This window comes from Pannonibacter sp. Q-1, assembly GCF_054073275.1.
This window is the reverse complement of record NZ_JBSXNB010000001.1, coordinates 816,649-843,065: the sequence shown is the minus strand read 5'-3', so window position 1 is coordinate 843,065 and position 26,417 is coordinate 816,649. Positions and strand designations below refer to the sequence as shown.

Annotated in this window: 21 protein-coding genes and 1 pseudogene; 9 read left to right on the top strand and 13 right to left on the bottom strand. The window is 62.0% G+C overall.

Annotated features, from left to right (window positions below; translation table 11 throughout):
* Window positions 1-11 precede the first annotated feature (11 nt).
* Window positions 12-1,199, bottom strand: coding sequence for an efflux RND transporter periplasmic adaptor subunit (locus ACVNHC_RS03860; protein WP_457166472.1), 1,188 nt, complete (start codon window positions 1,197-1,199; stop codon window positions 12-14).
* A gap of 167 nt (window positions 1,200-1,366) precedes the next feature.
* On the opposite strand from ACVNHC_RS03860, the gene ACVNHC_RS03855 reads away from it, so the two are divergent.
* The 3 genes from ACVNHC_RS03855 (at window position 1,367) to ACVNHC_RS03845 (ending at window position 6,003) form a co-directional block, all read left to right on the top strand.
* Window positions 1,367-2,050: a response regulator gene (locus ACVNHC_RS03855; RefSeq protein WP_050474560.1), complete on the top strand. Its 684-nt coding sequence runs from the start codon at window positions 1,367-1,369 to the stop codon at window positions 2,048-2,050.
* A 4-nt stretch (window positions 2,051-2,054) separates the two neighbouring features.
* Window positions 2,055-3,140, top strand: a complete 1,086-nt coding sequence (locus tag ACVNHC_RS03850; protein ID WP_457166471.1) for an ATP-binding protein — start codon at window positions 2,055-2,057, stop codon at window positions 3,138-3,140.
* Between the two features lie 427 nt (window positions 3,141-3,567).
* On the top strand, window positions 3,568-6,003 hold the full coding sequence (locus tag ACVNHC_RS03845; protein ID WP_457166470.1) for a methyl-accepting chemotaxis protein: 2,436 nt from the start codon (window positions 3,568-3,570) through the stop codon (window positions 6,001-6,003).
* A gap of 298 nt (window positions 6,004-6,301) precedes the next feature.
* On the opposite strand, the gene ACVNHC_RS03840 is transcribed toward ACVNHC_RS03845, so the two are convergent.
* From ACVNHC_RS03840 to ACVNHC_RS03800, 9 genes and pseudogenes are all read right to left on the bottom strand, one after another.
* A complete protein-coding gene (locus ACVNHC_RS03840; RefSeq protein WP_457166469.1) occupies window positions 6,302-7,099 on the bottom strand; it encodes an FAD binding domain-containing protein in 798 nt (265 codons plus the stop codon).
* Between the two features lie 86 nt (window positions 7,100-7,185).
* Window positions 7,186-9,549 (bottom strand): xanthine dehydrogenase family protein molybdopterin-binding subunit, encoded by a 2,364-nt coding sequence (locus ACVNHC_RS03835; RefSeq protein ID WP_457166468.1) that lies wholly within the window; start codon window positions 9,547-9,549, stop codon window positions 7,186-7,188.
* A 198-nt stretch (window positions 9,550-9,747) separates the two neighbouring features.
* The gene (locus ACVNHC_RS03830) at window positions 9,748-10,236 is read right to left on the bottom strand and encodes a (2Fe-2S)-binding protein (RefSeq protein ID WP_050474565.1); all 489 of its coding nucleotides are present in this window, start codon (window positions 10,234-10,236) and stop codon (window positions 9,748-9,750) included.
* A 67-nt stretch (window positions 10,237-10,303) separates the two neighbouring features.
* Window positions 10,304-11,005 (bottom strand): SRPBCC family protein, encoded by a 702-nt coding sequence (locus tag ACVNHC_RS03825; protein ID WP_058898053.1) that lies wholly within the window; start codon window positions 11,003-11,005, stop codon window positions 10,304-10,306.
* A gap of 373 nt (window positions 11,006-11,378) precedes the next feature.
* The gene (locus ACVNHC_RS03820; protein WP_208977324.1) at window positions 11,379-12,347 is read right to left on the bottom strand and encodes a GAF domain-containing protein; all 969 of its coding nucleotides are present in this window, start codon (window positions 12,345-12,347) and stop codon (window positions 11,379-11,381) included.
* Between the two features lie 128 nt (window positions 12,348-12,475).
* Window positions 12,476-13,774 (bottom strand): annotated as a pseudogene (locus ACVNHC_RS03815) (ROK family protein).
* Window positions 13,771-14,955, bottom strand: coding sequence for an N-acetylglucosamine-6-phosphate deacetylase (gene nagA / locus ACVNHC_RS03810; RefSeq protein ID WP_457166467.1), 1,185 nt, complete (start codon window positions 14,953-14,955; stop codon window positions 13,771-13,773). The pseudogene ACVNHC_RS03815 and the gene nagA overlap by 4 nt, the downstream one beginning before the upstream one ends.
* On the bottom strand, window positions 14,952-15,974 hold the full coding sequence (locus ACVNHC_RS03805; RefSeq protein WP_457166466.1) for an SIS domain-containing protein: 1,023 nt from the start codon (window positions 15,972-15,974) through the stop codon (window positions 14,952-14,954). The genes nagA and ACVNHC_RS03805 overlap by 4 nt, the downstream gene beginning before the upstream one ends.
* 10 nt (window positions 15,975-15,984) lie before the next feature.
* On the bottom strand, window positions 15,985-16,752 hold the full coding sequence (locus ACVNHC_RS03800) for a GntR family transcriptional regulator (RefSeq protein WP_457166465.1): 768 nt from the start codon (window positions 16,750-16,752) through the stop codon (window positions 15,985-15,987).
* A gap of 474 nt (window positions 16,753-17,226) precedes the next feature.
* On the opposite strand from ACVNHC_RS03800, the gene ACVNHC_RS03795 reads away from it, so the two are divergent.
* The 5 genes from ACVNHC_RS03795 (at window position 17,227) to ACVNHC_RS03775 (ending at window position 22,679) form a co-directional block, all read left to right on the top strand.
* Window positions 17,227-18,411 (top strand): Gfo/Idh/MocA family protein, encoded by a 1,185-nt coding sequence (locus ACVNHC_RS03795; protein WP_457166464.1) that lies wholly within the window; start codon window positions 17,227-17,229, stop codon window positions 18,409-18,411.
* 10 nt (window positions 18,412-18,421) lie between these two features.
* Entirely contained in the window at window positions 18,422-19,306 is an 885-nt protein-coding gene (locus tag ACVNHC_RS03790) for a carbohydrate ABC transporter permease (protein WP_457166463.1), read from the top strand.
* Window positions 19,303-20,163: a carbohydrate ABC transporter permease gene (locus ACVNHC_RS03785; protein WP_457166462.1), complete on the top strand. Its 861-nt coding sequence runs from the start codon at window positions 19,303-19,305 to the stop codon at window positions 20,161-20,163. Before ACVNHC_RS03790 ends, ACVNHC_RS03785 begins: the two co-directional genes overlap by 4 nt.
* A gap of 62 nt (window positions 20,164-20,225) precedes the next feature.
* Window positions 20,226-21,449 (top strand): ABC transporter substrate-binding protein, encoded by a 1,224-nt coding sequence (locus ACVNHC_RS03780; protein ID WP_457166461.1) that lies wholly within the window; start codon window positions 20,226-20,228, stop codon window positions 21,447-21,449.
* Window positions 21,450-21,548: 99 nt separating this feature from the next.
* Window positions 21,549-22,679, top strand: coding sequence for an ABC transporter ATP-binding protein (locus tag ACVNHC_RS03775; RefSeq protein ID WP_457166460.1), 1,131 nt, complete (start codon window positions 21,549-21,551; stop codon window positions 22,677-22,679).
* Between the two features lie 128 nt (window positions 22,680-22,807).
* Here ACVNHC_RS03775 and ACVNHC_RS03770 read toward each other — a convergent pair whose 3' ends face one another.
* The 3 genes from ACVNHC_RS03770 to ACVNHC_RS03760 are packed head-to-tail and all read right to left on the bottom strand — an operon-like array spanning window position 22,808 to window position 25,904.
* Window positions 22,808-23,899 (bottom strand): D-TA family PLP-dependent enzyme, encoded by a 1,092-nt coding sequence (locus ACVNHC_RS03770; protein WP_457166459.1) that lies wholly within the window; start codon window positions 23,897-23,899, stop codon window positions 22,808-22,810.
* Window positions 23,896-25,377: a M81 family metallopeptidase gene (locus ACVNHC_RS03765; protein WP_457166458.1), complete on the bottom strand. Its 1,482-nt coding sequence runs from the start codon at window positions 25,375-25,377 to the stop codon at window positions 23,896-23,898. The genes ACVNHC_RS03770 and ACVNHC_RS03765 overlap by 4 nt, the downstream gene beginning before the upstream one ends.
* Before the next feature lie 35 nt (window positions 25,378-25,412).
* Window positions 25,413-25,904 carry a hypothetical protein gene (locus ACVNHC_RS03760; protein ID WP_457166457.1) on the bottom strand — a complete coding sequence of 164 codons (492 nt, stop codon included), beginning with the start codon at window positions 25,902-25,904 and terminating at the stop codon, window positions 25,413-25,415.
* Between the two features lie 111 nt (window positions 25,905-26,015).
* On the opposite strand from ACVNHC_RS03760, the gene ACVNHC_RS03755 reads away from it, so the two are divergent.
* A complete protein-coding gene (locus ACVNHC_RS03755) occupies window positions 26,016-26,402 on the top strand; it encodes a RidA family protein (RefSeq protein WP_054147861.1) in 387 nt (128 codons plus the stop codon).
* The last annotated feature ends 15 nt before the right edge of the window (window positions 26,403-26,417 follow it).

Here is a 26,417-nt window from a genome sequence, read left to right as displayed (position 1 = left end):
GAACGGTCTTCTCAGATGTGGGGTTCGGGGGCCGATGGCTGGTAGGGGACGGGGTCCAGCGGCGCGCCGGACCCGGCGCGGTCCTGTCCCCGCACCACGACCGTCTCGCCCGCTTTCAGGCCCGACAGGATCACGTAGCGGCCTCCGGTCAGCGCCCCCAGTTCGACCGGGCGGCTGCTGGCTGTGTTGCCGGCTTCCAGCACGATGAGGCGTGCCTCTCCCGATGGATCCCGTAGAACGGCCTCCTGCGGCACGGTCAGAGCCTGCGGATAGATGGCGCTGGGCACACGGGCACGAAGATACATGCCCGGCAGCAGCTGGCGGTCCGGGTTGGGCACTTCCAGGCGCATGGCAATGTTGCCTGTCCCCTGATCCACCGTGCTGTCAGAAAACAGCAGCCTGCCCTTGAAGCCATAGGGCTTGCCCGTCAGGGTCAGAATGTCGACGGGAAGGCTGTCCGCTGTTTCGCCTCTCCTGTTTTCGTCCATCTCTTCCAGCTGTTCCCGGCGCATGGATGGCTGGCGGACATCCAGATAGACGCTGTCGATCTGCTGGACTGTCGCCAGCGCTGTTGCCGTGCCGCTGGACGCAAGGCCGCCTTCGGTGATCAGGGCCTGACCTATCCGCCCCGCGATGGGGCTGCGAACGGTCGCATTGGCCAGTTCGAGTTTGCGGCGCCTCAGGTTGGCTTTGGCCTCAGCCGCATTGGCCCGCGCCCGCGCCAATTCAGTTGTTGCATCCCCCAGCGCTGCGGTGCTGGCCGTGTGTGTCGCCGCCAATGCGGTTATCCGGTCATACTTGGAAAGCGCATTGACGAGGTCAGCTTCCGCACGGTCCAGCACGGCCAAGACGGCTTCCACATCGGCAGAGAACGGTGCAGGGTCGATCTGAAACAGCGGCTGACCGGCCACAACATCGGAGCCTTGGGTGAAGAACACCTTCTGCACGATCCCGGTCACTTGAGGCCGGATTTCAGCCGTGCGCACCGCCGATACCCGGCCGGGAAGCTCGTCGTAAACCACCACGCGGGCGGGCTGCACCGTCTGTACGGCAATGCGGACGGCGGCGGCAGCGGCTCCAGCGGGTGTCTGCGCTGCGGCGCTGCCCGCTTTCTGGCCATCGGTATCGTCCGAGCAAGCGGCAAGGCAGAGTGCTGTTGCGGCGATGAATGCGTAGGTCAGCTTGTGGCGAAGGCGCATGGTCGCGGTCATCCTCTATACGGCTGCCTGTTTCAGGCGGCGTGGCCGCTTCTATCGGTCCGCCGGGTTGGCGCTGTGTGGAGATTATGTTGCGGTTTCATGGAGAGGGGCGCTGCGCGCTCGACGCCAGCGATGCCTGATGGCATCAATGGCGGAAGGAGAATGCCATGACAGCCCTTGTTCTGATTGCCGAAGACGACGACGAGATTTCCGCAATTCTGGATGCCTATCTCGTGCGCGAGGGCTTCCGCACCGTTCAGGCGCGCGATGGCCGGACGGCGCTTGATCTGCATCTGGCGCTGAAGCCCGATCTCGTGCTTCTCGACGTCACCATGCCCCGGCTAGACGGATGGGAGGTGCTGGCGGAGCTGCGGCGCAGGGGCACTACTCCGGCCATCATGATCACTGCGCTCGACAAGGATATCGACCGGCTGCAGGGCCTGCGCATCGGGGCAGACGATTATGTCGTCAAGCCCTTCAACCCGATTGAGGTCGTCGCCCGCGCCAAGGCCGTTCTTCGCCGCGCGGGCGTGGCCTCGGCCGCGGGTGTTCTGCGTGCCGGTAATCTCGCCATCGATCTTGATGCCTACGAGGCAAGCTTTGATGATGGAGCCGGGCCTGTGCGGCTGTCTCTGACACTGACGGAGTTCCGCATCCTCGCGCATATGGCCCGCAGTCCCGCCCGCGTCTTCACCAGAAGCGAGCTGGTGGATGCCTGCCTGCCCGGGTCCGACGCGCTGGACCGCACGGTGGACAGCCACCTCAGCAAGCTGCGCAAGAAGCTGGAACAGGCTGGCGCCACCGGCCTGCTGCCCGGGGTGCGCGGCATCGGCTACCGGTTGTCGGCGTGATGCCATGAGACCGAGAACCGGATTGAGCCGCCAGATCCTCATCGCCATGTCAGCCATTACGGTGATGGCCGGCTTGCTGGTGTTCTTCGGATCCTATCTCACCTACAGCGTCATCATTGCCCTTTACCCGGCGCCTGAGGATCTGGACAGCTGGCTTACGGTCACCGATCTGGTCATCCTCGGCTGTGTTATTCTTCCCGCGCTTGCGATTGCAGCCTTTGTTTCCCTGCGCCTGTCGCGCCGGATTCTCGCCCCCCTTGAATCGCTGGCCCGCAGCGCGCGTGAGATCACGGCCGGTGACCTCTCCTCACGCGCTTCAGCCGGAAACAAGGCACTCGGAGAAACGGCCGCGCTGATTGGTGACTTCAACACGATGGCACAGCGCCTTCAGGACATGGCGGCCGAAATGGCCCTGTGGAACGCCACCATCGCCCATGAGCTGCGCACGCCGCTGACCATCCTGAAGGGCCGCCTGCAGGGCATGATCGATGGCGTCTTCGAGCCGGATGAAAAGTCGCTGCAGGGGCTGATCCAGCAGGTGGACGGGCTTGCCCGTCTGGTGGAAGACCTGCGGACGGTGACATTGGCCGGCAGCGGTCATCTGGATCTGCAGATCGAGCCGGTTCACCTCGCGCGGGAAATCGCCGGCGTGGCCAATCTTGTCGCGCATGACTTCCGGGCAGCCGGTTTCCGGCTGGAACTCGCTCTGGAGGACCTGGTGGTTGCCGTTGATGCAACGCGGATCCGGCAGGCGCTGCTGGCGCTTCTCACCAATGCGCGGCGCTATGCTGTGCGCGGCCGCATCACGGTCAGTCTCGCCAGGGTGGAGGACCGGATCGTTTTGTCCGTCGCCGACGAGGGACCGGGACTGCCGCCTGATATTGTCTCCCGTGGCTTCGTGCCTTTCGTCCGGGGCGATCCGGTCCGCTCGCGCGAGCTTGGCGGCAGCGGCCTGGGGCTATCCGTGGTGCGGGCCATTGTGGAGGCGCACGGCGGGCGTCTCAGCTACCGGACGACACCCGCAGGCGGGGCGCTGTTCGAGATGGTTCTTGTGAGGATGGAGCCTTCGGCGGCGACAGACGGTCTGTGAGGCCGCAAAGTTGTGGATGCCGTCGCGGAGAGGCAGCGGTCCGGTCCACGTTGCAGTGCAGTATCTGGCGGCCAATGCCTTGAAAATGATGCCCTGTCATTTTTATCAATTAAGTTGATGCCAGACCGGTTCCGTCCCTGACGCAGGTGCAGTCTGGCTTCGCTGTTTCAAACCGCAGCGTATTTTATTGGGGTTTTGGCGCTGATTTTCTGTATTGATCTGAGGAATTTTCAGAGTCTTGAGTCTAATTCTGGATATATATCTGAATTTTAAGTTTTATCTACGTATTTTCAAATGAAAATACGTATATCACGATTTGAATGTCATATAAATTTCATGATATTCGGGCCCCGGATTAAGATCCGGTTCATTCAATGATGTGATCCAGTGCGCCGGGAGATGAAATTCTTCGGAGCAAACGGATATCATGGGCAGACTATCCCTTTCCTTCACCAACCTCTCGTTCCTGTACAAGGTCTGGGGCGGGTTTGGTGCGATTCTGGTTCTGACTGCGCTTGTCGGCGGTCTCGGGATTGTTACGCTGACGGGTCTTTCGCAGCGCAGCGAGATCGCTGATGAAGCGCTGGCCACGATCACCGAGTTGAAGGCGCTCTCGGCCGCACGCGAGGCCTTCCTGCGGCAGCCGGATGCAGATGGTGCGGTTCAGGTGACGGCGGCGCTGAGGTCTCTGGATGCGACGCTGGAGGGCCTTGCCAGATCGCTCGTCAGCAATCCTCAGCCTCTGCAGAATGTCGCCGCTGCCCGTGGCATGGTCTCCGGATTTGGCGCGACATTCTCATCTGTCGAGCGGGACACCCAGTCGCTGAAGGACAAGCTGGAAGTGATTGAGCGCGCAACGGCGCAGCTCGACAGCCTGACCCGCACCATCGCCAACGAATTGCAGCGCCAGCAGCGCGATGCGGCGGACGCGGCCACCTTGAGCACCTCTTCTCAGGAAGATCTGCGCCAGCTCGGCCATCTTGCCCGCGACATGCAGGATCGCGTGGCCTTCCTGCAGCCGATGTTCGGCATGGGGGCTGATTTCAAGCTGAGCGAAGTCACGCCGGAACTGCGGGCCCAGATTGGCGAAACGCTCGATACGATCAAGAGCCAGGCTGAAAAGCTTGAAGGCTCCCGGTTCAAGGTCGTGCAGACGGGGCTGCTTGAGCAAGCCACCGCCCTGCACGCAGTTCTGCCGGTGATGCTGGACGAAACCAACCTCTTCAACCGCATGGGCCAGAAGAAGGAAGTGGCGGACCGGATCGGCGTCCTGACCACTCAGATCATGGAAGCCCGCTTTGCCATCTATGGCGCGCTGGACCGGGCACTGGATGATGCCAACGGCCTGCAGCAGAAACTGGCCGCCCTGACCCGGATCGGTCAGCAGGCGCTCGAAATCTCCGGCTCGATCTCCAGCGTCAAGACGGACACCACCAGCTTCGTTGCGGATATGGGCGATACGGACCCCAACGCGGTGGAAGCGGAAATCGACATGCTGAGCATGTATGCCATGCAGCTGGACGGGGCCTCGGCCTATGTGCCTGCCGCTTCCACGGCCATCTCTGCCATGCCGCAGGCACTTGAAGATTATGCCAGCGCTTTCACGGCCATCCGGGAGGCGAGATCCAGTCTCGAGGCCAACCGGGCGGAACTGGACCGGCTGAGCGTCATGCTGCAGACCACAGCAACCGACCTCGCCCGGGCCCAGTCTGCGGCCAATCGCGCCGCAGGGCAGCGCGCGGTCACCACCATTGCTATGGCGGTCATTGCCGCCATCGCGCTCGGCTTCGGTCTCGCCTTCGGGCTCAACCGTCTGATCACCCGCCCGATCCGGGCCATGACCAGCTTCATGCGCCGTCTGGCCGATGGTGACACATCCGCGGACGTGCCCGGCCTCGGCCGTGGCGACGAGATCGGCGGCATGGCCCAGGCGGTGCAGGTGTTCAAGGACAACGCGCTGGAGCGCCTGCGCCTCGAGCAGGAGCAGGCCGCCGGCCAGGCGGTCAGCATGGCCCGCCAGCAGAAGGTGGATGCGCTGATCTCCGGCTTCCGCGCAACCGCACAAAACCTGATCGCATCTGTCGGCAGCACGGCCGGCAATCTGGACAGGACGGCACAGCGCCTTGCCGTCATCGCCCGCGAAAGCTCGGAACGCGCCAGCCAGACGGCCGATGCCTCGGAAGCGGCGCTGGCCGGTATGGACAGCGCGGCTGCGGCAGCGGAAGAGCTGTCCATGTCCGTGCAGGAAATCGGCAATCAGGTCTCCCGCACCACCCAGGTGGTCAGCCGTGCAACGCATGCCACGCAGGAAACCAGCGCCAAGGTGGACGGGCTTGCGGCAGCGGCGGCCAAGATCGGCGAGGTGATCACCCTCATTCAGGCCATCGCCGCCCAGACCAACCTGCTTGCCCTCAACGCCACCATCGAAGCGGCGCGGGCAGGGGAGGCCGGCAAGGGCTTTGCCGTTGTGGCTTCCGAGGTGAAGGAACTCGCCAACCAGACCTCAAAGGCAACCGAAGAGATCGCCGCACAGGTCAATGCCATCCAGCATGCCACCAGCGACTCGGTGGCTGCCATCACCGGCATCAGTGAGACCATGGGGCAGGTGGACAGTTACACCGGCGCCATCGCATCGGCCATGACCCAGCAGAACTCGGCCACCTCGCACATCTCCCGCAGCGTGCGCCAAGTGGCGGACAGCTCGTCGGCGGTGGCCGGCAACATCCAGGAACTGTCCAATGCTGTTGCGGAAACCAGCAGCTCCGCCGATGTTCTGCTCGACGCCTCCGACGAGCTGAACAGCAAGACGCGCATGCTCAAGGAAGAAGTCGACCGCTTCCTCGCCGAAGTGGCGGCGGCGTGAAAGAGGGGGAGGGTCCACCTTCGCCTCCTCACTCTCCGAGGTCGCCCCGGCCAAGCGGAGCGCGAGCCGGGGTCCACTCGCTTGCAGAGCGGTGAAATCTAAGTCGAACGGCGCGGCAAGGCTTCAGGGCAATCCGCCCATCAGGCAGGCAGTCTCAGCAGATCCGGGCAACGCTCTGGAAATGAGTAGGCCCCGGGTCCTCACTGCGTGCGGCCCGGGGTGACGCCTCGTGTGCCTTGCTGTCCGTTTCTCTTCCGTACGAATGTGAAGCGGGGCGGAGCCCCGCTTCGGTCTTGCCTCAAGCCGCAGCGATGGCGCGTTTGGCCATGACGGTGACGAGGTTTGCGCGGTATTCGGCAGAGCCGTGGATGTCGGAGAGCATGCCGTCCGCCTCAAGGGCAATGCCGGCCACCGCATCCGCCGACCACTTGGCAGCCAGCGCTGCTTCCATGGCATCGGCCCGGAACACGCCGCCCTGACCGGCGCCGGTGACGGCAACGCGCACCGAGCCATCCTTGTGGCGGGCGACGAAAACACCGGCCATGGCATAGCGGGAGGCCGGGTTCGGATACTTGGCGTAGGCCGACTTTTCCGGAACCTTGAAGCTGATGGCGGTGATGATCTCGCCGTCCTCCAGCGCCGTCTCAAACATGCCCACGAAGAAGTCTGCGGCGGCAATGTCCCGCTTGTCCGTGTGGACGGTGGCATCCAGCGCCAGCACGGCGGAGGGATAGTCCGCTGCCGGGTCGTTGTTGGCGACGGAGCCGCCAATCGTGCCCATGTGGCGCACATGCGGATCGCCAATGCCGCCCGCAAGGCTGGCAAGGCCGGGGATCAGGCGGCGGACGAGATCAGAACCGGCCACATCCGCATGTCTGGTGGCCGCGCCGATGCGCAGCGTGCCGCCGCTTTCGGTGATGCCGTGCAGCTCCGCAATCTGGCCGATATCCACCAGATCGCTGGGCGCGGCAAGGCGCTGCTTCATGGTGGGGATCAGGGTCTGGCCACCGGCCAGCAGCTTGCCGTCATCCGCCTTGGCGATCAGGCTGGCGGCATCTGCGACCGAAGCGGCCCGGTGATAGCTTGTCTCATACATCGTGTTCGTTCTCCTCAAAGGAAAGCGTCAGCAGAGGGCAGGGCCGGGTGCAGCCATGGGGCGCGCCCGGTCCCGCTTGTGTCAGGTCACTCAGCCGCCAGAGGCTGGCTGGCGTTGCGGATCGCCTCCCACACCCGCTGGGGCGTGGCGGGCATGGCAAGGTCGCGGATGCCGAGTGCATCCGTGATGGCGTTGATGACGGCCGGGGGCGAGCCGATGGCACCGGCCTCGCCGCAGCCCTTCATGCCGAGCGGGTTGCCCGGGCAGATGGTCTCGGTCGTCAGCAGCGTGTAGGACGGCACGTCGTCGGCACGCGGCATGGCATAGTCCATGAAGGAGCCGGTCAGAAGCTGGCCGCCCTCGTCATAGGCGGCATTTTCCAGCAGTGCCTGGCCGATGCCCTGCGTCAACCCGCCATGCACCTGGCCTTCCACGATCATCGGATTGATGATCTTGCCGAAGTCATCGGCTGCCACGAAGTTGATGATGGCGGTCTTGCCGGTTTCCGGATCGATCTCCACCTCGCAGACATAGGTGCCGGCCGGGAAGGTGAAGTTGGTGGGATCGTAGAACGCCCCTTCCTTCAGCCCCGGTTCCATGCCGGCCGGCAGATTGTGGGCGGTATAGGCCGCCAGCGCCACCTGGAAGAACGGCAGGGACTTGTCCGTGCCCGCCACCTTCAGCTCGCCGCCTTCAAACACCACGTCACCTTCTGCCGCTTCCATCAGATGGGCGGCGATCTTCTTGGCCTTGGCCTCCACCTTGTCCAGCGCCTTGACGATGGCCGACATGCCGACCGCGCCGGAGCGCGAGCCATAGGTGCCCATGCCGAACTGCACCTTGTCTGTGTCGCCATGGACGATGGACACGGTGTCCGTATCAACGCCGAAGCGCTCGGCGACGAGCTGGGCAAAGGTCGTCTCGTGGCCCTGACCATGGCTATGCGAGCCGGTGAGCACCTCGATGGTGCCGACCGGATTGACCCGCACTTCCGCTGATTCCCACAGGCCGACGCCTGCGCCCAGCGAGCCGACGGCCGCTGACGGGGCAATGCCGCAGGCCTCGATGTAGCAGGACAGGCCGATGCCGCGCAGCTTGCCCTTGCGGGCCGCTTCCGCCTTGCGGGCCGGGAAGCCGGCATGGTCGATGGCCTTGAGCGCGGCATCCAGCGTCGCGTCATAGTCGCCCGCGTCGTAGCACATGATGACGGGCGTCTGATGCGGGAAGCTGCGGATGAAGTTGCGGCGGCGGAACTCGGCCGGGTCGAGCCCGACCTCGCGGGCTGCCGTCTCCATCATGCGCTCGATCAGATAGGTGGCCTCCGGACGGCCGGCACCACGATAGGCATCGACCGGCGTGGTGTTGGTATAGACGGCCTTCACGTTGCAGTGGATGGCCGGGATGTCATACTGGCCGGAGAGCAGCGTCGCGTAGAGATAGGTCGGCACGGAGGAGGAGAACAGCGACATGTAGGCGCCGAGGTTCGCCACCGTGCTGACCCTGAGGCCGATGACCTTGTGATTGGCATCAAGCGCCAGTTCCGCATGGGAGCGGTGGTCGCGGCCATGGGCGTCGGTGAGGAAAGCTTCCGTGCGGTCGCAGACCCACTTCACCGGACGGCCGGTGCGCTTGGAGGCCCACAGGCAGACCATCTCTTCCGGGTAGATGTAGATCTTCGAGCCGAAGCCGCCGCCCACATCCGGTGCGATCACGCGCAGCTTGTGCTCGGGTGCGATGTTGTAGAAGGCGGAGAGCACCAGACGCGCCACATGCGGGTTCTGCGAGGTGGTGTGCAGGGTGAAATGCTCTTCGGCTGTGTCATAGTCGGCGAGCGCGGCGCGCGGCTCCATCGGGTTGGGCACCAGCCGGTTGTTGGTGATGTCCATCCGCGTCACATGAGCAGCCTTCTCGAAGGCGGCATTGGTGGCCGCTTCATCGCCGATCACCCAGTCATAGATCAGGTTGTCCGGCGCTTCCGGATGCAGCTGCGGGGCGCCCGGTTCAAGGGCGGCGACCGGATCGATCACCACCGGCAGTTCCTCATAGGACACGAGAACAGCCTCGGCCGCATCGCGGGCCTGGCCCAGCGTTTCGGCGATGACAACGGCCACCGCCTGACCGGCATAGCGCACGGTCTCCGGCTCCAGCGCCCGCCAGGCGCCCATCTTCATGGGGCTGCCGTCGCGCGAGTGGATCATCCAGCCGCAGATCAGATTGCCGACGCCATCCCCCACCAGCTGCTCGCCGGTCAGAACCGCCTCGACACCTTCCATCTCCAGCGCGGCGCTGGAGTCGATGCCGGTGATGCGGGCGTGGGCGTGGGGCGACCGCACGAAGGCCGCATAGGTCATGCGCGGCGCGGTCAGGTCATCGGTGTACCGGCCCTTGCCGGTGATGAAACGCTTGTCTTCCTTGCGCAGCGCACGTGCGCCAATGCCTTGAACTCCCATGGCATAACTCCCTCAGACAGGTTTCCTGCAAGGCCTTTGCCCGCAGGCCGTTTCCTTGTTCCGCAGTGCCGGACGCCGCCTCCTCACGGCATCTTGTCCGGCCTTGCGGCTTGTCATGTGCCGTGCAGGTTTCGCGTCCGCACGGATGGGGATGCTCTGCGGCGCCTTGAAAGGCTCAAGCGCCGCGCGGGCCTGGATCTATTCTGCGGCGGCCCGCAGGCCGGCCATCTGGTCGGCGGCCGCCTTGATGGCCTTGACGATGTTGTGATAGCCGGTGCAGCGGCAGATGTTGCCTTCCAGCTCGTGGCGGATGGTGGCCTCATCCAGATTTGCGCCATGCCGCTCGATCATGTCCACGGCGGCCATGATCATGCCGGGGGTGCAGAAACCGCACTGCAGGCCGTGATGCTCGCGGAAGGCCGCCTGCACGGGATGCAGCTCCGCACCATTGGCAAGGCCTTCGATGGTGGTCACCGTGGCCCCTTCCGCCTGTGCGGCCAGCATGGTGCAGGACTTCACGGCCTTGCCGTTCACATGCACCACGCAGGCCCCGCACTGAGACGTGTCGCAGCCCACATGGGTGCCGGTCAGGCCCTGCGCCTCGCGCAGGTAGTGAACGAGCAGGGTCCGGTCCTCGACAGCGGCCGAGACCTTCTTGCCGTTCACGGTCATTGACACTTTTGCCATTCATACCTCCCTCAATTGGTCCCGCTCTCTGGTCGCGTCACCAGCGGGCTAAAAGATGTTCTGCTCCTTACCTGCTCATGATGGCGAGGATGACGATGATCGCCGCCAGTGCGGCGAGACCCCAGACCACCGGCCCGCCAAAACTTCCCTTCACCGCCGCAGCTTCGACTGTCTCCTCAGCCTCATGCACGGCGTGTCCGATCGTTTTCTCCACGTCCTCAACCGCATGGACAACGGCGTCGCCCGCCTGTTCCATCGCAATCGAGCGGGCTTCTTCCAGCGTGCCTGCGTCAGGCTCGCCGTCTTCGGCCGTTCCGGTGGCAGCCGCGTTTCCGGCAACCATCTGCGAGAAATTGCCGAAGAACTCGTCGGCCATCTTGCGGGCGGTGCTGTCGATCAGCCGGCTGCCCAGCTGGGCCAGCTTGCCGCCCACCTGTGCCTTCACGGTGTAGGTGAGAATGGTGTCCCCGCCGTCTTCGGCAAGGTGCACATCGGCGGAACCCTTTGCAAAACCCGCAACGCCACCCTTGCCTTCTCCGGCGATGGTGTAGCTTTCCGGCGGGTTGAGATTTTCAAGCGTGACCGCGCCCTGGAATTTTGCCTTCACGGGGCCGATCTTGGCGGTGACGGCGGCCGTCATTTCCGTCGGCGAGGTCATCTCCAGGCTCTCGCAGCCGGGAATGCATGCTTTCAGCACGTCCGGATCGTTCAGGGCATTCCAGACATCGGTTCGCGGTGCCGGAATGCGGTACTCCCCTGTCATGTCCATTGCGTTTCGTGCCTCTCTCTCCTCGGGTGCAGGTTTGCTGCGGCTCTGGTGCCTGTGGCGGCTCACCGTCCGCTTGCCGTCCGCAGCCTGCCCGTCCCATATGGCTCTTGTCTTGCGTCCTCCCAAAGGTGCCGGACTGGAAGGCAGCTGGCAAGCCCATGGAGAAAAAGAAGAAAGATTGCAGCCAGAGCCTGGCAGATGTCACCGTCGCGCGCCTTGTCCACCCATCGGCGCCTTGCGCCCCTCCCAGAGCTGCCGGGCTGCGTCCTGCCCGGCAAGGATCTGGAGTGTGCGCTGCTCCTGCGTAAGGGAAAAGACCTGTGCGGCAATAAAGCTGGCCTGATCTGTCGCAGATTTGAGACAGGTAGGGGGATCAGCCGTCGAGGCCGAACTGGCTCATCTTGCGGTACATGGTGGCCCGGCTGATGCCGAGGTCCCGGGCGGCGGCCGAGACATTGCCTTTTGCCCTGGCAAGGGCGCGACGCAGGGCGGCTTTTTCTGCCGCGCGTGGATCTTCCTCCGCTGCCGTGCCGAGATGGGTGGCTGCGCCGGGGGCAGAGGCAATGATGGCGTCGGTCAGGCCCAGCATCTTGCGGGCATGGCGCGTCGCGCCGGCGATCACATCATCCGGGGCCAGCGCCAGAAGAGACACGCCGCCCTGTCCATGCCCCTTGGCAACGACGATGCGGCACTCCGGAAAAGCGGCGCGAAAAAGGTCGCTTTCCACCGCACGCGCACTTTCGTTCACCACCATGGCCAGCACCTGGGCAAATGCGAGGGAGAAATCCCGGCGGCAGCTCGAAATGTCCAGCACCGCCGCCAGTTGCCCCGTGTGATCGAAGATCGGGGCGGCAATGCAGCTTATTTCCGTGTTGATGACCCGGAAATGCTGATCCTGATGCACGATCACCGGGCGTTTCTCGATGGCGCAGGTGCCGATGCCGTTGGTGCCCTGCTGCGCCTCGCTCCACACGCCGCCCGCCGTCAGGCCCCAGCGGGCAAACTCGCTCTGATCTCCCGCCGCCTCGCGGGTTTCCAGCACAAGGCCATCCTTGTCACTCAGCAGGATGCTGCAGCCGCTTGGGGCAAGCGTTGCATTCAGCCTGTCGAGGGCAGGAACAGCGATTTCGAGCAGGGACCCCATCCGGTCGCGCGCTTGTGCAAGGGCATGTTCTTCCACCCGCACCGCAGGCCGGTCCAGATTGGGATCAAGGCCATGATACAGCATCGAACGGCGCCAGGAGGCCGCCACCAGAGAATGAGCTGCGCAGCCGTTGTTCTCGACGGTCTCCCGCACCCGGTCTGCGTGCTTGCGCGTCGCATCATGAGAACCTGGCAGCATCTAATTCCCCCAATACATGATGCATCACTCACCCTGTACGGGTACAGCCGACCAAATTCGCACCAGCTTGTCAAAGTAATTTCTGTAGAAATTTCAATTGCAAGTCGAGGCTCAGGACTCGTTCTCTATCATAGCCAGAACACGACGGTTGCGGCGAGTATGACCTCGGAGAAGAAGGTTTCCAGGTGCCGGTGATATTGCGTGGCCACGCGCCGCCAGTCCTTGAGGCGGCCGAACATGATCGCGATGCGACTGCGTCGTCTGTAGCGCCGCTTGTCGTGCAACGCTTCTCTGAACCAATCGGCGTCATAACCACGGTCTGCCAGCATCCAATCCGCCTTCGGCAGGCTGTCCAGCAACGCCGCCGTTCCTGTTTTACATGCCCGGCCTGCATGTAAAACAGGATCGGCACCCCTTCGCATCGGCTACGGCGTGCACCCTGGTGTTCATGCCGCCGTTTGTTCGACCTATCTGGCGTCCACGCTCCCCTTTTTCTCAGCGAGGCTCGAGGCCGTGCGGTGTGCTATCGCGCCTAGCCCCAGCACGGCTGCGCCGATCAGTCCCGGTTCCACGCGGCAGGTGGCTGGAACGACCAGCGATCGGTCGAATTTTCGCAGAATTCGTGCGCGCACAGCGTCATCGATCACACTGATCAATGCGGAGACATTTGAAAGTCCGCCGCCGACCGGGACGATCGACGCTCCTGTCACATTGATCACCAGCGCCAGCGGTCCGGCGAGAATGTCGACATAGACATCGAGCGTTCGCGTTGCCCGGGGATCGGCTCCCTGCCATGCGGCGATGATCTCCTCACTGCTATTTCTCACCCCATGCAGTTCTTCATGCAGCTTTTCGAGGCCCCGCGCGCTGCAGACAGCGTCGATGCAGCCGCTTTGACCGCAGCCGCATCGGAAACGCGCAATCCGGACGGGCGGGGTGCCCGCTTCGGTCGCTTGTACCGGGCCATGGCCCCATTCTCCGGCAAAGCCGCCATTGCTGTTGATCAGCTTTCCGTCGATCACCAGCCCGCCCCCGACACCTGTTCCAAGGATCACGCCGAAGACGATCCGATGGCCACGCGCGGATCCGATACCTGCCTCGGCCAGCACGAAACAGTCAGCGTCATTGGCGATGATCACCGGCAGACCTAGTCTCGCCTGCAGATCGGCCTGAAGCAGACGGTCATGAATGCAGGGAATATTCGCGACCACCGCGCGTGCCGTGTCCGGATCGATGACGCCGGCAATCGAAATCGCGATGCAGTCAGGCTTTTCCCCGGCTTGTGTGATGATCTCGGACAGGGCTGCAACAAAGGCGTCAAAATCGTTGACCGGCGTTGGCCTGCGGGGAAAGGGCCGGATGTCATTGAGGGTGTGGGCGACCGCGCCCTTGATGGCGGTACCGCCAATATCGAAACAGACGATCATGCGGAGACCCTGTCCATGCTGACCGGGGTGCCATGGACACAGTCACCGCCAATCCAGGTCGAGGCGAGGCTGAGATCATTTTCGATCACGATGAAATCGGCGTCACTACCGGCTGTCAGCCGGCCTTTTGTGGAGAGGGCCAGAGCATCCGCTGGATAAAGCGAAGCCATGCGCAGAGCTTCCTCCAGTGGCTGGCCGAGCCGTTCATGGACGAAGCGCATGCAGGAGTGCATGTCGACGTCGGCGCCAGCCAGCGTTCCGTCCGCCAGGGTCAGCCGGCCATCGCGGCGATAGACAGACCGGCCGTTGAGGTCGAAGCCGGAGGCATCCGTTCCGATCGTCGACATGGCGTCGGTGACCAGAAAGATCCGGGCCGGTCCCTGCTTGGCTGCCAGGGCGATGCGCATGGTGACCGGATCGACATGAAAGCCGTCGGTGATCAGGCCGCAATGAAGAAGGGGCGATGCGAGGGCGGCACCGACGAGTCCCGGTTCCCGATTACCGAGCTGGCTCATGGCGTTGAAAAGATGTGTCACCAGGCTCGCCCCGGCGGCTTCATATGCTGCGACATCGGCACATGGAACATCGGTGTGCCCCAGACTGACGTGGTAGCCCGCGGCGACGAGTTGAGCGACCTGTTCTGGAGAGACGCTTTCCGGCGCAACGGTAATCATCGCCACGCCGAATGGTCCTGCCGCCTCGATCAGCAGGGCAAGATCCGGCTCCGTCATCGGGCGAATGAGGGCCGGATCATGGGTTCCCTTGCGACCGACCGAAAGATGCGGGCCTTCGAGATGGAGGCCGATATAGCCGGGCAGTTTCAGCTCTTGCGCCTGCCTTCCGGCGTCTATCGCCTTCCGGCCGATATCCGGTCGATCGGTGATCAGCGTGATCATCAATGCCGTCGTGCCATAACGGGCATGGGCGCGGCAGATCGTGTCGATGCCGGAGACGCTTGGCTCATTGTTGAACAAGACGCCGCCCCCGCCGTTCACCTGCAGATCCACATAACCCGGCGCGACCAGTGACGCACCAAGATCGTGCCGGCCAATCCCTTTTGGCAGTGTGCCGCGTTGACCTATTGCGGCGATCCGTCCCGCCTCAACCACCAAGCCTGCATCCCGATGCATGGTCTCGCCGTCGAAAATCCGGTCGGCGGTGAGGATGTAGCGCTCGCTCATCGTGTTTCGGTCACTTTTTTCAACGCGGCCGGCTTGTCCGGGTTGAAGCCGCGGGCGCGCGACAGGGATTCGATGAAGCCATAATAGGGAACGATGAGGGCGAGTGCATCCGTGATTGGATGTCCTGTCCTGACGAAAGGCAGGGTCGTTGCGCCATTCGCCTGATCCGAGGTGATGAAACATGCCGCATTGCTGGCCGAAAGCTTTGAGACGGTCTGCGCCACCGACTGTTCGGCCTTGTCGCGGGCGGTGAAGGCAATGACCGGAAAGTCACGCCCCACGATCGAAACGGGCCCATGCAGAACCTCGGCCGAGGAATAGGCTTCCGCATGCAGTTCGCAGGTTTCCTTGCATTTCAGGGCCGCTTCGGCAGCAATGGCAAGCGCGGGGCCGCGCCCAAGCATGTAGAGGGAGTCCGTCTCCTGCAAGACAGGAAGAAGCGGTGACCAGTCGAGGTCGAGCGCCTGACCAAGATGCTCCGGCAGCCTGGCGACTGCCTGCTTCAACGCGGGATCGTCGCTCCATTCGGCCAGCAGGGCGAGGCCGGCAACAATGGAATTCACGAAGGACTTGGTGGCTGCAACGGCGATCTCCGGTCCGGCCATGATGTCGATTGCGAAGTCACTCGCGTCGGCGAGGGGGGACGAGATCGTATTGACCAGACTGACTGTGGTTGCCCCACCTGTCCTTGCCCCTTTTGCCATTGCAACAATGTCGGGACTGGCGCCGGACTGGGAAACTGCGATAGCCACAGCGCGATCGAGCTTCATGGGGGCCTCGTAGATCGAAGCGAGTGACGGCCCTAGTGAGGCAACCGGAATGCCAAGCTGGAGTTCGATCGCGTATTTTAGGAAATAGGCTGCGTGATCGGAAGAGCCACGCGCAACGGTGACCGCGATCCTTGGATCTGCGGCTTTCAGTGCCGCTGCGCAGCGACTGATCTCGTCGCTACGGCATTCGAGCAATCGGGCAGCGGCGACCGGGATCTCGCTGATCTCCTCGCGCATTTTCGTGATCATGGATGCACCTTCAATTGTCGGGCTTCATGGGCGAGCCGACGCCGAGTTCGGCCACCAGGTCGTAGACATCGCTGCGATAAAGCGCGCGCGACATTTCCATCACACGCCCGCTTTCAAGATAGGCGATCCGCTGAACCGACAGCGCCGCCGAACCGAGCGGCACGCCCAGCAGTTTCGTTTCATCGTCCGTCAGGAGCACGGCGGAGATCCGCTGATTGGCGCGTGCCGGGCGGATGCCGTTCTTGAGCAGGCAGAGATAAAGGGAATCGTCGATTGATTCCGGATCGGAAAGAATATCGTCGGGCAGGCTCGTGCGCTCGAGGGCGATCGGCATGTCGTCTGCGGTGCGCACACGATCGATGCGGGCCACGCGGGCGCCCCCGACGAGGCCGAGCATCATTGTTTCTTCGGCATTCGGATAGAAGAGCCCACGGCTGAGCCACCTGGACCCAGCGACCATGCCGCGCCGGCGCATGTCTTCCGTGAACGAGGTCAACTGGCTGAGCGGCTGCTGCATGCGCGTTACCGGCTTGACGACAAAGGTGCCAGACCCGCGCCGCCGCACCAGAAGGCCATCCGAAACCAGATCGTCGATCGCTTTGCGCACCGTGACACGGCTGATGCCGGCGGCGTCGGCTATATCGCGCTCCGCTGGCAAGGCGTCACCATTGCGGATCTGGCCGGAGGCGACCGCTTCCTCGATCATCGAGCGCAAACGGAGATAAAGCGGACCACCGCCGGCGGACTGGAGCCTGTCGAGAGGGAGTTGTGTGCTCATGCCTTGCCTCTGCCCGATGTCGTTACGTCCTGCAAGTCGGCTCATACCAAAGCCCTGCGCAACGACAGTGCCCGTCCTTGCGGAGGAGGAGTCTGCAAAAAATACCAATACTAGATTAATTTGCAAATGGTTTTAATGCGGCGCGCCATCCAATCCAAATATTAAGAAATTTCTCCATGAATCCAATAAATTGGCACAGTGCCTTCAAAATTTCTACGATTTTGACTTTACAATTGGCATTTGTTTGGTATCGTCCATTAACAAATTGGGCATGTCGCCATTTTTGCTCGCGCAGGTCTGAGGGCTTTTAAGTCTCTTGGGTCTGTGGCTTGAGCGGGGAGGTTTGGTAGCAACCGCAGGCGCGCGTTTATGAAAACCATTTTCATGGTTTGGCGATATTTAGCCTTTCGTGTTGACGATGTCACCATTCTGACGCAGTCTGAGAAAAATAATTACGCATACAGGGGAATGTAGATGAAGGTCGCCATTATCGGGCTCGGATTCCGTCTCGGTTATCTCGGGCGGGTGTTCAGAAACCTTGATCCGGACTTTCAGATCGTCGGCTATGTAGATCCGGCACCTGCGGGTTTGCCGACCCTGCAGGAAAACGGCATCGATGCCGGTAGGGCCTATGCTACCCCAAAGGAGCTGATTGCTGCGGAAGCCTTTGATCTGCTGATGATCGGCTCGCCGAACCACCTGCATCTTGAGCATATTCGCATCGGGCTGGAAGGGGGTCTTACCGTTTTCACTGAGAAACCGATCGTGACAAGTGTTGAAGAAAGCTATGCGCTCGCGTCACTGCTCCACACCTATGGCCATGACCGGCTCCTGGTCGGTCTGGTCCTGCGCTACTCGCCGCTTTATCGCGACCTACGCAAGGCGCAGGAAGAGGGTCTGCTCGGCAATGTGGTGTCGATCGAGGCGTCGGAACACATTCAGCCCTATCACGGCGCCTTCTTCATGCGCGACTGGCGCCGCTATGGCCGCTATGCTGGCGGCTTCATGCTGGAAAAGTGCTGCCACGACCTCGACCTTTACAATGGCGTCGTGGGTGCTCGTCCGCGTTATGTAGCAAGCTTCGGTGGGCGCAAGAGCTTCACGCCGGACAATGCGCCGCAAAACGACGGCATCAACGATCTCCATGTCTATCATCGCAAGCCCTCCGGCTGGGAGGGTGCCGACAAGGTGTTCGACAGCGATGGCGACATCATCGATTACCAGACCGCGATCGTTGAATATGAAAACGGCGTGTCGATGACATTCCACACCAATCTCAACGTGCCGGACGAGTTTCGGCGCTTCTGCGTGATCGGTTCCAAGGGCATGGCCGAAGGCGATTTCGTCCGCGGTTTCATGGATGTTCATAATGCCCGGACCAATGAGAAGCTCATCTCTAATACCTACAAGGCGCCCTCGGCCCTGTCTCAGCATTATGGTGCCGATGAGCAGATGGCGGAAGATGTCATCGCCTTCGTCAAGACAGGGGCCAAGCAGCCTGTCTCGGCCATAGATGCGCTGGAGGCCGGCATCCTCGCACTTTCCATGGACGAGGCGCGGCTGGGCCGCAAGGTCGTCGACCTCGCTCCAGTCTGGCAGCGGTTTGATGCCTGCTTGCAGGGCGGCCAGGTCGCTGCAGCGCGCGTCCAGCGGGCTTGAGGAGGACGCGATGCAAGCTCGTAGCAGCGCAATAATCTTCGCCTGGCTGCTCGTTGCGCCAGCGGTCCTCTACATCACGGTGATCGTCGCCTATCCCTTGGTAGACACCTTCATCCTGTCCTTCACCGACGCTTCCCTGCGCCGGACCACCAATTGGGTTGGCTGGACCAATTACGAAAAGATCTTCAACGAGACCTTTGCAACGGTCATCGTCCGCACCTTCATCTGGACCTTCTTTTCTGTCGCCCTGAAAATGGTGATCGGAATCTTTGGTGCAGCCATGCTGAACGCCGCCGTGCCAGGGCGTACGCTGTTTCGCATCTTGACCATGCCGCCATGGATCGTGCCGATGGCAATCGGAATCTTCATGTGGGGCTGGATGTATAATGGCCAGTTCGGCATGATTTCCGGCGTGCTCCAGCGCGTCGGCGTGGTCGACGGCCCTATCGCATTCCTTGCCTATGGCTCGACAGCCTTCTGGGCGACGATCATCACCGATGTGTGGATCGGCGTGCCAATGGTCACACTCTACATGCTGGCCGCCATGCAGGCTGTCCCGCAGGATCTCTACGAGGCGGCCTGGACAGACGGAGCAGGCCGCTTCTATCGCTTTCGCCGCATCACGCTGCCGCTGATCATGCCAGCGATCATCAGCATGTCGATGCTGTCGCTGATTTTCACCTTCAATTCCTTCGACATCATCTGGATCCTGACCCGCGGCGGCCCAAGTGGCGAGACCACGACAATGATCATCGACACCTACCACACGGCCATCGGCTCGAAGAAATACGGCGAGGGGGCTGCCCGCGCGGTGCTGATCTGCATCTTCCTGTCGATCTTCTGTGCCGCCTATTTCCGCGTGACCAGCCGTCTCTCGCAGGAGCATGTCCGATGAGCTACGACAAGACCGCCCTCATCAATCGCTACAAGTGGTACGAACTCATCGGGATCTATGCTGGTATCGGCGTCTTCCTGACCTTCATCCTGGCGCCTTTCGTCGAGGGGTTTCTGGTTTCATTGAAGCCGCTCAGCCAGTTGTTCTCTTCGCCCTATCGCTTCTGGCCGGAAAACGGCTCCTTCGAGGCCTATCGGACGATGTGGGTAAGTGTTCCGGGCTTTGCCCGTTACATCTTCAACTCCTTCTTCATTTCGACCGTCGCGACCGTCGTGGTGCTGCTGCTAGTGGTACCGGCATCCTATGCCTTTGCGCGCTTCAGCTTCCGGGGCAGGGGGCAATTGCTTGCAGCCTTCCTCGCGGTCAACATGTTCTCGGGCGCGGTGCTCCTCATCCCGCTCTTCCGTCTGATGCGGACGCTGGGCGTGCTGAACACCTATTTCGCCATGATCGTGCCGGGTGTCGCCTTCCTCATTCCCTCGGCCATCTGGCTCCTGCGCACTTACATGGCGCGTATCCCCAGGGAGTTGGAAGAGGCAGCCTATGTCGATGGGGCAGGCTATTTCTACACCTTCCGTAGGGTGATCCTGCCGCTCGCCACACCCGGCATCGCCGTCGTCGCCATCATGACCTTCATCGGCGCCTATGCCCAGCAGTTCATCTTCGCGCTCACCTTCAACTCAAAGACAGAATACATGCCGCTGCCGATCGGGCTGTTTGCCTATTTCGGTCGCCAGGAAGTGATCTGGAACGAGCTGATGGCGGCAAGCTTCGTCGGCATTGCGCCTGCGATGATCGTGATCTTTTTCCTGCAACGCTACCTCGTCAGTGGGCTTACCGCCGGGGCCGTCAAATGAGCGTTGCCAATAGAATTCGGGACAACCGGACACGTCAACCTGTCAACAAAGGGGAACTATCCATGACCAAGTCACTCACCATGCTCGCAGGCTCTTTTGCCCTGCTGGCGAGTTCGGCACTGACCACGCTGGCCGCCGGCCAGGAAATCAGCTGGATCTATTGCGGCGATACGATCGACGCGATTCATCAGAAGTATATCGCCGAGTGGGAAAGCCAGAACGAGGGCTGGAAGGTCAAGCCGGAAGTCGTTGGCTGGGAACAGTGCCAGGACAAGGCAACGACGCTCGCGGTCGCCGGCACACCGGTCGCCATGGCCTATGTCGGCTCGCGGACTCTGAAGGAATTCGCTGAAAACGAATTGATTGTTCCCGTCCCGATGACGGACGAGGAAAAGGCATCCTATTATCCGAATATTGTCGACACCGTGACGTTTGACGGAACGCAATGGGGCGTGCCGATCGCCTTCTCCACCAAGGCTCTCTATTGGAACAAGGCCTTGTTCAGGGAGGCCGGTCTGGACCCGGAGACACCGCCGAAGACCTGGGAAGAAGAGATCGCCTTTGCCAAGCAGATCAAGGAAAAGACCGGTATTGCCGGTTACGGTCTGCCCGCCAAGACGTTCGACAACACCATGCATCAGTTCATGCACTGGGTGTACACCAACAACGGCAAGGTCATTGATGCCGAAGGCAATATTGTCATCGACAGCCCGGAAGTGCTGGCTGCCCTTCAGGCCTATAAGGATATCACGCCATACTCCGTTGAAGGTGCGACCGCGTATGAGCAGAACGAAATCCGCGCCATCTTTCTCGATGGCAAGGTCGGCATGATCCAGGCCGGCTCCGGGGCTGCCTATCGCCTGAAGGACACCCAGATCGAATGGGGTGTCGCGCCTCTTCCGCTCGGACCCGCCGCACAAGGTGAAGGCACCCTCTTGATCACCGACAGTCTGGCGATCTTCTCTGGCTCCGGCGTCGAGGAGAAGGCGATCGAATTTGCGAAATACATTACCTCGACCGACATCCAGCACGAATACGAGTTGCAGGGCGGCGCCGGCCTCACCCCGCTGCGTCCGGGCGCCGTTGTCGACCAGTTCGTCGCCAACGAGCCCTTCTGGAAGCCGTTCATTGATGGCATCGCCTATGGCGGTCCGGAGCCCCTCTTCACCGACTACAAGGGCTTCCAGAACGTCATGATCGAGCTCGTTCAGTCGGTTGTGACCAGCAAGGCCGAGCCGGAGGTCGCCTTGAAGAAAGCCGCGGCTGATCTGGAACAGTACAAATAAGCGATATCTCATCCGCTTCCGCGGGCCGGTTTCGGCCCGCGGTTGACAGACGAAAGACATTTTACCCGGTCGACGGACCGGCACTGGAGACGCAAGCCCGTGGGTCAGCTAATACTCAACAAGGTCCGCAAGTCCTACGGACATTTCGAGGTCATCAAGGGGGTCGACCTTGAGGTTCACGACGGCGAGTTCGTCGTCTTTGTCGGCCCTTCGGGCTGTGGCAAATCCACGCTGCTGCGGATGATTGCGGGCCTCGACGATACGACCGGCGGTGACATCGTCATCGACGGCGAGCGCGTCAACGACAAGCCGCCGGTCGAACGCGGCATTGCCATGGTGTTCCAGTCTTACGCACTCTATCCGCATATGTCGGTCTTCGAGAACATCGCCTTCCCATTGCGCGTGGAAAAACTCCCCGAGCAGCAAATCCGCGAAAAAGTCGGGGCCGTTTCAAAAATTCTGCAGCTTGATCAGCGTCTGCAACAGCGTCCAGGCCAGCTCTCGGGCGGTCAGCGCCAGCGTGTCGCGATCGGCCGCGCTATCGTGCGGGAGCCGAAGATCTTCCTTTTCGACGAGCCACTGTCAAACCTGGATGCTGCACTGCGCGCTGACATGCGTATCGAGCTCACCAAGCTGCACCGCGATCTCGAAGCCACCATGATTTACGTCACTCATGATCAGATTGAAGCCATGACCATGGCCGATCGGATCGTGGTCTTGAATGCCGGAAACATTGCCCAGGTGGGAGCGCCGCTCGAACTCTATCACAAGCCGCAAAACACCTTCGTCGCCGGTTTCATCGGCAATCCCAAGATGAATTTCGTGCCGGTGAGCTGTGTCGGCATGGGCGCTGAAGGCGTAAACATCCGATATGGCGATCAGACAGCGACTATTCCTGTCGAGCCCCGTGCAGACCTGACCGGACAGGTGCTGACGCTTGGCATTCGCCCCGAGCATACCCGCTTGACACCAGGCGACATCAACATCATGGTCGTCCCTGGCGTCATCGAGCGGCTCGGTATCAACACCATTGCCTATGCGGCATTACCGGATGGAGAAGCCTATTGCGCACTGCTGCCGGGCTCTGCGCCGGTTACGGTGGCACAGCCGGTGACGACCGGCGCCATGGTCGCCGATTGTCACCTGTTCGATCCAGATGGACAGGCCCTCGAACGGCGCATCGACTGGCGCACCCTTGATCTCCCGGCGTCCGTCACGGCGGCCGGATGAACTCCACCCAGCCATGCCCAAGGCCAGTCTCAGGTCCGCCTTCGGGCGGATCTTTCTCGTTTGGGGATATGCGGGATGCTCTTCTTTAGGTGTTTAGGCACGGGAGGCCAGCATCCGCAAGTCTCTTTCTACCAGACGAGCCCGCGGGCGGCGACCTCTTCCACTCGGGTGACGATCCCGTTGAGGTGGAAGGTCATGGAGTCAAACAGGTTGGAAACGACGCAGGCGTGGTTCGGGATGATCCTCACCTTCTCGCCGATCACGGGGAGCCGTTGCTGAACCTTCGATAGGTCCACTGTGCCATGCTCTTCGGACAGGTTTGAAATCACCGCATCTGGATACTCGACGATCACGCCATAATCCGGGAAGCCGAGAAGGTCGGAGGTGAGGGCCTTGGAGCCGGCGTCGAGAATGGCGCGATCCTCGGTCGGGCGGGAGACGACGGTGGCCAGAATAAACATGGCGCAGTCATCGAGGCTGCAGTGGCCCGATCTTGCCATGGCGCGGTCGTTGTAGACATAGGTGCCGGCCCGGTGCTCGGTCGCCGAGGTTACTTTGTGGGCGGATAAGAGGCTGGGCGTGCCGCCATTGGAGACGATGGGGCAGGGGATGCCTCGGGCGGCGAGGCCGGCGAGTGTCGCAGCGAAGAAGGTCTCGACCGCTTCCTCAGTGTCGGCCTTGGGATAGGTCAGGATGCCGCCGAAGGTGAGGCCGGGGGCAGCAGTGATCGTCGCGGCAAGTGCTACGGCCGCTTCCGGGCTTTGAACGCCGCAGCGTCCGCCGCCTGTGTCACATTCGACGAGCACAGTCAGTGGGCGCGTCTGGGAGAAAGCGCAGGAGAGACCGCGCACGGTGGTCTCACTGTCCGCGACGACCTTCAGGCCGGAAATGCGAGTGTTCAGATCCACGAGCCGTTTGTGTTTCTCCGAACCCAGGATGTTGAAGGTGATCAGCAGGTCCTCGAAGCCAGCATCGGCGAAGACTTCGGCTTCGGTAATCTTCTGGCAGTTGATGCCCTTGGCACCCGCCTTCACCTGTTCGGAGGCGATCGCCGGGATCTTGTGGGTCTTGATATGCGGACGGAAGGCGATGCCGTGGCCGTCCATATAGGCCTGCACACGGGCGATGTTCGCGGCGAGTTTGTTCTCGTCGATCAGCGGTAGCGGCGTGGAGAGTTCGGCAATCGGCTGGCCGGGCGTTGGGCGGGGGAGTTCCATCATGCGGCCTCGCTGCCTTCGGGCGTGTCATGCGCGTTTGCCATGATCGGCCAGATGTCGCGGCGCACATGGCGATAAGCGGTCTTGGCCGGATTGTTGGGATAGGGCGTGCCCGCGGCGCAGTAGAGGATTTCCGAGGCGATCTGCGAGAAGGCCGCATAGAAGTGGTTGGTCGACTTGATCACGAGGAGATGCTTGGCTGTCGGGTCGATCCCGAGTGCGGTGAAGAGCGAGGGGTCGTAGCTCTGGACCCGGACCGAACTTAGGATGATGTCGATGCCTTCGAGCCGGATATGGGCAGCGTCACCAAAAGGGGCGATGCTGTCGCCGAAACGCATTTCGGCAGAAGGTACGACCTTCACCACCTTGACCAGTCCGTCGACTGGATGGCCGGTTCCGGGAGCCGATTTCGCGCCGAACCGCAGCGGTATCTCGGCGCCTTCGCCGGCTGCTATGCAGATCTGTACCGCGATCGGATCCCAGATCATGCCGACGGCTGCGTTGGTCACGCCACGCGCCAGCATTTCCGCGAGGATCACGGTCGCGTCTCCCGCCGTGCCGCCGCCCGGATTGTCCCACATGTCGGCGATGACGACAGGGCCCTTCGTGTAGGCGAGTGCCTGATCAAGGGCCGCCTTCTCGTCGATCTGCGGCATCATGAATGTACCGCGCTTGGCGAAAAGCTCCATGCCGAGGTCACGGGCGAGCATCGCGCCCTTGTCGGCATTGCCGTTGGTCACCGCGATTGTCTTGGTGCCCATCTCTGGCACGTCACCGGCCATGAAACCATGGATGACGGAGAGCGATAGAACTTCCGAATCCGTCTTCTCGATGGCCATAAGCCTGTCAACAAAGCTGCGCATGGGTTCGCGTGAGGTCGGGAAGATATCGATCATCCGGCAGTCGAAGACAGACATGACGGGATCGACCCGGCCTTCCAGCGTGTCGACCGCGATCCGCCAGAGATCTTCGGCGCGATCGACGAAATCGGTATGCGGGAATTCCTTGAAGACGACGAAGAAATCAGCGGCTGCGACGCGCTTTGCCGTCAGGTGACTATGCGGATCGAGCTCTGCGCAGAGAAGAATGTCGGGGCCGATGATCTCGCGGATGCGGGTGAGCAGATCGCCTTCCGGGTCGATGTAGCCGTCGGCAACCATGGCGCCATGCAGGCCGAGCACGACGGCATCGACGGGCATGGCTGCGCGCAACTGATCCAGGATCTCGTCGCGCAGGCTCTCAAAGGTCTGTCGGTTGACGAGACCCGCCGGGTCCGCCCAGGTCGCGGTGCCCTCGATCAGCGTCCAGCCTTTTTCTGCGCAGACCTTACGGCCGACCGTGATCGGCGCGGTGCAGAGTGTCGGCGTCGCCGGGTGTTGCCCCGGAGGTGCATAGAGCGACTCCTCGAACGCGCGCCGGTCGATGCAGATCGGGGAGAAGGTGTTGGTTTCCGTTGCAAGCGCGGCGGTGAAAATGCGCAAGGGCCGACCTCCGGGTTTGATGGTTGAGGGCGGGTTCAGCGCTTGCCCATGGGACTGGGCAGATAACCGGTGAAACCGGAGATTTTCCAGCTGCCTTCATGCAGGCGGCAATAATAGAGCGTCTGCCAGCGCATGACGTCGAGTGTGCCGTCTGTCTTCTTGATGCCGCCGTCGAATTTCTTGCGCACGAGCGCGGTCTCGCCTGAGATCTCGATCTCTTCCAGCGTCGTTGTGGTGAAGATCGCACTGCGCGGGTCCTCGCCATAGGTCTGGGCGGCGAAGTCATGTGCCTGCTTCAGCCACTCGTCGCGGTAAGCTGCGAGATTGGGGAAGGCCAGCGTCCACTTGTCGGGATCTGCCTCGCGATTGCCGCTGATGCCGATGAAGCCGTCCTCGACGAAGTCATGGGCGACCATGCTCCAGTCGGCGGCGAGGAAGGCATCGATATCGCGGGGAACGAGCATCTCCCAAATGGCGTGGCGGGCTTCGTCCGTTGCCGGAAACGGATTCTGGAATGGATCGCGCATTTCTTCCCCGTTTTAAATTCTTTTCATGAATGTCGATTTTATCTGGTCAAAATCCGTTTTTTGTGGTCGCTTGTCAACGATCGAAGAAAATAATTTGCATGAGAGGTGTCCATGACGATCAAGCGTTACGGGGCCGAGAAGGCGGGTGCGGGTGGCCAGCGGCTGCCGTTTGCCCGCGCTGTCGAGGCCGATGGCTGGCTCTATGTTTCCGGCCAAGTGGCCATGGAAGACGGGGAGATCATTCCGGGCGGCATCATCGAGCAGACCCACAAGACGATCGCCAATGTCATCGCGATTCTGGAAGAGGCAGGGTACGGCCTCGAGCATGTCGTGCGCTGCGGCGTGTGGCTGGATGACCCCCGCGATTTCTGGACCTTCAACAAGATCTACCAGCAGTATTTCGGCGAGCACCCGCCGGCGCGGGCCTGCGTTCAGGCCTCGATGATGGTCGATTGCAAGGTCGAGATCGACTGCGTAGCCTTCAAGCCTTCGAAATAAGAGAGAGGGCCGGGC